The following is a 5,618-nucleotide window of genomic DNA, read 5'->3' on the forward strand; positions in this document are numbered from 1 at the left end:
GCATGCCTAAACCAACCGCACTTTTTACCGCACCGGCCCGCTGACCGCCCGCTTCGGTAATGCCTAAATGAAGTGGCTGGTCAATTTGACGGGCCAGCAACCGGTAGGCGCCGACCGCCAAAAATACATCCGAGGCTTTCACGCTGACTTTAAATTGGTCGAAGTTTAGCTTATCTAAAATGTCCACATGACGCATGGCAGATTCAACCAGCGCTTCAGGGGTGGGTTCACCGTATTTTTCTTGTAAATCGCGCTCTAAAGAGCCGCCATTCACACCAATACGAATGGGAATACCCTTATCTTTTGCACAATCGACAACCGACTTCACCCGTTCCATGTTACCGATATTACCGGGATTAATGCGTAAACAATCGACGCCATATTCTGCCACTTTAAGGGCGATGCGATAATCGAAATGAATATCCGCCACCAGCGGCACACTCACCTGCTTGCGGATGGCTTTAAACGCTTCTGCAGCATCCATGGTGGGCACAGAAACGCGCACAATTTCACCACCGACCGCAACAATACGGTTTATCTGGGCAACAGTAGCGTCAACGTCTGTGGTCGGCGTGTTGGTCATCGACTGAACCGCAATGGGAGCACCATCGCCAATGGGCACACTACCAACGTTAATACGCGTTGATTTACGACGTGTTATGGGGTTTTCAGTAAACATGATCAGTCCTGCATAGGTAACGAGAAACGAGCAATGCGTCCATCCTGAAATTGGGAAATATCTACCGCTTCTCCATCATAGGTAATACTGACGCCATCCGGCGCACCTAGCGTAACCTTAAACGGTGGCACACCAGAGATAGGCATAACCCGACCTGCGGTTTTAACGCCATAGGCGATGGCTTCAGAAGTGGCGTCTTCAATATTTACCCAGCAATCTTCAGCGAAGGTAAAAACCACATCGACGACTTCTGCCTGCAGGTTGTTTTCTTCGCTTTGTACTGGATTAGCTTGACCAACATCACTGTCAGAGGCCTGACTCGTGATATCACTCTGTGTAGGTAAATTATCACTATCAGTGGGTATAGAGGCATCACTTTGAACTGTCTCTGCTTGTACTGATAAATCCTCCCCTTCGCTAGCGGGGGCTTCATTCTCTATGGCATCGTCTTTATCAGCAGCAGACAACGCTGCCTCATTCACCTTGGTATCCGCATCACCGGTATCCACATTTTCAGTATCCGATGTCAGCGCTTTTACCGCAGCCGATGTCGTTGTGGTGGTTTCGTTTTCAACTAAGGCCGTTTTGTCATCGGGTTGTTGATACCACCACACCACAAATGCGGCGAGCAATAATAAAATAATTATCCATGTCACCATCATCCAGCGATCATCATGGGCTTGTTTTGCTACGCGACGAGAAAAACTCTGCAGTTTTGCCGGCGGCTTGGTTGTTGTATGGATTTTTTCAAATTCGAGGATCACCAGATTATCATCGATGCCCACTTGTTTGGCATACATACGCACGTAACCTTTGGCGAAAGTCACCGACATATTTTCATCGAGACGGTCTGACTCTATATCCTCGATATTTTGCTTTTTCAAAAACAACTTTTCCGCCATTTGAAGCTGGGTTAACCCCAACCTTTCTCTGGCTTGGCGAAGCATAGTTCCCGGTGTAGGCGTATCCTGAACCGGTTGTTCTTCAACCTGACTTTCTTTTGAACTCATTCGATAACCTGTCAATATTATTGAGGCGGTGTTAGACGTAGTTTCATTCCGACTTCTATTTCACTGGGATCAACAATATTGTTCCACTCCAGCAAACGCGCCATTTTAATGTTATAGCGAAGCGAAATGCGATAAAGATTTTCACCACGTTTAACCACATGGTAACGGCTTTCTGCACTTTCTTCATTGTTATTTAAGTCTGTTGCAACGGCGTCTGCGGTCGATGAAGGCGACGGGGATTGTGTTGATGAATCAGGCGCCCTGTCCGCTGCCGAGTCAGCAGCCGATGCAGTGTCTGTCCCCCCTTGTTTTGCCGTATTCTGGATCATTGAATTCGGCTTCTCTGGCACAGGAGGGTGATCGGTCTGTGTTGTCGTATTATTCGCTGTTGCAGGCACTTCATCAGGCTGCGCGTCATTGTTATTATCTGGCGCAGAGGCCTCATCGGGCTGAGCGGCATTGTTATTGTCTGGCGCAGAGGATTCATCCATCGCCGCAGCCGCCGTTTCATTTAACGCTTTAATTCTTTTAACCACACTGCTTTGTTGTTCTTTAGCCTGTAATTTAGCGATAAACGCCTTTGCCGCCTGGCTGTGGGGATAAAGAGAAATAAGCATTTCACCATAACCTTGAGCAACCTCGTCCTCGCCCTTCCCTTCAGCAATTTCGATGGCCATTTGGATAGACTCTGGGGTCACTTTAGACACTTTTTCGTAGCGACGTAATGTCTCAGAAGCATCATCCCACTGTTGGGTTTTGATATAAAGTTCAGTGAGCATAAACAGGGTGCTCGGACGACCCGGCTGATGATTTAGTGCACTTTTTAAATAACTGATTGCTGTATCCGTAGCACCACGTGCTTCGGCACAAATACCCATATTTTCATAGGTTTGTGCAGAATTAGCGTACTGCGTATTATCCAGCGCTTTTTTGAAATAAACGGTGGCCTTATCGTACTGCTTTTGTTGGCACAAATAGGCACCGTAACTGTTAGCAACATCGCCATCGCGAGGGGCTAATCTAAGAGCATCCTCATAGGACGACTCGGCGCGATCCCATTCTTCAACCGTCTGGTAGTAATAAGCTAACGCATAATGGACATCGGCATTGCGGGGAGCAAATGTCAGCGCTTTATCCAAGTTTTTCTTGGCTTGCTGATAATTCCCATTTTTTAAATAGGTAAGCCCGAGAGAAACGCGCGTTTTTGCTGCTTCCTGTAAATCAAACTTTTCACCTTGAAAACTACCAGTGGAATTCTGGCTCACACATCCTGTCAGTACAATGACTACTGCGAGTACAACTAATCGCATGAAGTTTCTACCTTTTCTGTTTTACACTATTGTGCCATTTTTACCGATATTGCTTCACCTTTCATCTGTTTCTTTAATAATCTTTTCGTTCTGTCCACCACATCGCCTACTAATTGACCACATGCGGCATCAATATCGTCACCTCGGGTTTTGCGCACAACCACAGTCATTCCGTACCCCATCAACACTTTGGCAAACCGATCGATGCGGGAATTACTTGAACACAAGTAGGGCGACCCCGGATAGGGATTAAAAGGAATCAGATTAATTTTGCAAGGCGTGTCTTTAAGCACCTGAGCAAGCTCATGGGCTTGATCAGTACTATCGTTGATGTTTGACAGCATCACATATTCAACCGTGACTTTACCTTGATTGGCTTTCGATTTACTCAAATAGCGGCGTACTGCGGCCAAAAACATCTCGATATTGTATTTTTTGTTAACCGGAACAATTTCATTGCGCAGGGTATCATTTGATGCATGTAGGGATATGGCCAGCGCCACGTCAATTTGATCACCCAATTTATCCAATGCTGGTACAACCCCTGAGGTACTTAGCGTGACCCGTCGTTTTGACAGTCCGAAGCCAAAATCATCCATCATCAGATCCATTGCCGGTACCACATTTTTAAGGTTCAGTAACGGCTCGCCCATTCCCATCATAACCACATTGGTAATGGGTCGCTTAGCTGTATCTTTAGACAAGCCTAAGAAAGTGGCCACGCGCCACACTTGCCCGATAATTTCACTGACCGACAAATTACGATTGAACCCTTGCTGCGCCGTAGAGCAAAAGGTACATTCCAAAGCACAACCTACTTGGGATGAAACACATAAGGTTGCCCGTTCTGTTTCTGGGATCCAAACAGATTCCACTTCTTGCCCACCTTCCAACGCTAATGCGAACTTAATCGTCCCGTCGCTGGCTTCCTGATAATAAGCAATTTCCGGCGCAACCACTTCAGCGTGATCCAGTAATTTTTGGCGCAGATTTTTATTCAGGTTGGTCATTTCATTAAAATCACTGACACCCTGCTGATAAATCCATTTCATGACCTGATCGGCACGAAAAGGCTTTTCACCTAATTCAGCGAAAAATGCTTTTAGTCCCGCCCGGTTTAGATTTAAAAGATTTGTCTTTGCCATAAATGCCGATGACCCTAATTTCTGTCTTGAAAATGAATATAATCCGTCACGCTTACGGCACTACCAGACGACGCGATGAAAACGCGGATAAATCCTCCATGATGATGGTGTCAGGTAAGGTAGAAAACATCGATTATCTCCTTTATAAAAAAAGTCGAGTTAATCGAAAGCAAGCGAAACTGCGCAAATTTTAGCCGCACATTCTACCATACGACAAGGTGGTTAGAAAGCCGATAACAACATGACAAGAGATTTCCCTATCCATTAACTGAGAGTTCGATAAACCTCGGAGTATTCGCGATCGCCGTCCTTGAGATCTAACCCTTTAATTGCTAAGTTTTTAGCGCTTTTAAAACAACATCTTTCGGGCTATGCACCCGATACTTTATGGAGTACCTAATGAATAAATCCTTGACGGCAACCGCCGTTGCTGTTGTGCTTTCCTTAACCGGTTGTAGCGCGGAACAATCAATGCAAGAGAAAACAGCATCAGATTCAGTCACCATGCAGCAGACAGAAAACCCACTGTTAAAGCCCAGCACCCTTGACTACCATGCGCCTGAATTCGACAAATTCAAAACTGAAGATTATGTCCCTGCATTTGTTCAAGGAATGCAAGAGCAAACAGAAGAAATTAAGGCCATTACTGATAATCAAGGGCCTCCCTCTTTTGAAAATACCATTTTAGCAATTGAAAAGAGCGGTGAACTGTTAAAACGGGTAGAGACCATTTTCTTTGGTCTTTCCAGTATTGTGTCCAACGACGAAATCCAGCGTATTGAAGCGGATATGTCGCCAAAGCTCACCGCGCACAGTGATCAAATTTACTTAAATAGTACCTTATTTGAACGTGTCAAAGCGGTCTATGCCAAAAGAGACAACCTCTCTAAAGATGACAAACGTCTCACTGAATTTTATTACGAGAAATTTGTTCGTGCCGGTGCCAACCTGAACGATCAGCAAAAGGCTCAGGTAAAAGAAATCAACGGGAAAATTTCCAAACTGACCACCACCTTCTCGCAAAATATATTGGCATCATTTAAAAACGATACCATTTTGGTAACGGATGAAGGAAAACTGGCTGGCTTGTCTGAAACCGATAAAGCCGGATTGAAATCTGCAGCCGAAGAGGTCGGCAAAGACGGCTACCTGATTACCTTGGTTAACACCACAAGACAGCCTATTTTACGCAATCTTTCCAACCGTGAATTACGCAAAGAGATCTGGGAAAAATCGGCCAATCGTGCGCAGGCCGCTAACGATCCTGTCATTCTTGAACTGACTCACTTACGAGCCAAGAAGGCTGAGCTGCTGGGATACCCCAACTGGGCATCGTATAAAATCGCCAATCAAATGGCGAAAAACCCAGAAAACGTCCTGAAAATGCTGGATGATTTAGCTCCCCAAGCCGTGGAAAAAGCACGTCAAGAAGCCAAGGATATCGAAACGGCAATGCATGCAGATGGCATTCAAG

5 protein-coding genes are annotated in these 5,618 nt (G+C 45.7%); 1 reads left to right on the plus strand and 4 read right to left on the minus strand.

From position 1 onward, the window contains the following. From V5298_RS04215 to V5298_RS04230, 4 genes are all read right to left on the minus strand, one after another. On the minus strand, positions 1–679 hold a 679-nt coding region (locus tag V5298_RS04215; protein WP_332930225.1), incomplete at its 3' end, for a flavodoxin-dependent (E)-4-hydroxy-3-methylbut-2-enyl-diphosphate synthase. Between the two features lie 2 nt (positions 680–681). Further along, the gene (locus V5298_RS04220) at positions 682–1,689 is read right to left on the minus strand and encodes a RodZ domain-containing protein (RefSeq protein ID WP_332930226.1); all 1,008 of its coding nucleotides are present in this window, start codon (positions 1,687–1,689) and stop codon (positions 682–684) included. A gap of 17 nt (positions 1,690–1,706) precedes the next feature. Then, positions 1,707–2,999 (minus strand): type IV pilus biogenesis/stability protein PilW, encoded by a 1,293-nt coding sequence (gene pilW / locus V5298_RS04225; RefSeq protein ID WP_332930227.1) that lies wholly within the window; start codon positions 2,997–2,999, stop codon positions 1,707–1,709. Positions 3,000–3,025: 26 nt separating this feature from the next. Then, entirely contained in the window at positions 3,026–4,144 is a 1,119-nt protein-coding gene (locus tag V5298_RS04230) for a bifunctional tRNA (adenosine(37)-C2)-methyltransferase TrmG/ribosomal RNA large subunit methyltransferase RlmN (RefSeq protein WP_332930228.1), read from the minus strand. Between the two features lie 399 nt (positions 4,145–4,543). On the opposite strand from V5298_RS04230, the gene V5298_RS04235 reads away from it, so the two are divergent. Beyond that, positions 4,544–5,618 (plus strand): M3 family metallopeptidase (locus tag V5298_RS04235; RefSeq protein ID WP_332930229.1); only part of this gene is annotated, 1,075 nt, incomplete at its 3' end.

The sequence above is a fragment of the Alteromonas sp. 14N.309.X.WAT.G.H12 genome, assembly GCF_036697315.1.
Taxonomy (GTDB): Bacteria; Pseudomonadota; Gammaproteobacteria; order Enterobacterales; family Alteromonadaceae; genus Alteromonas.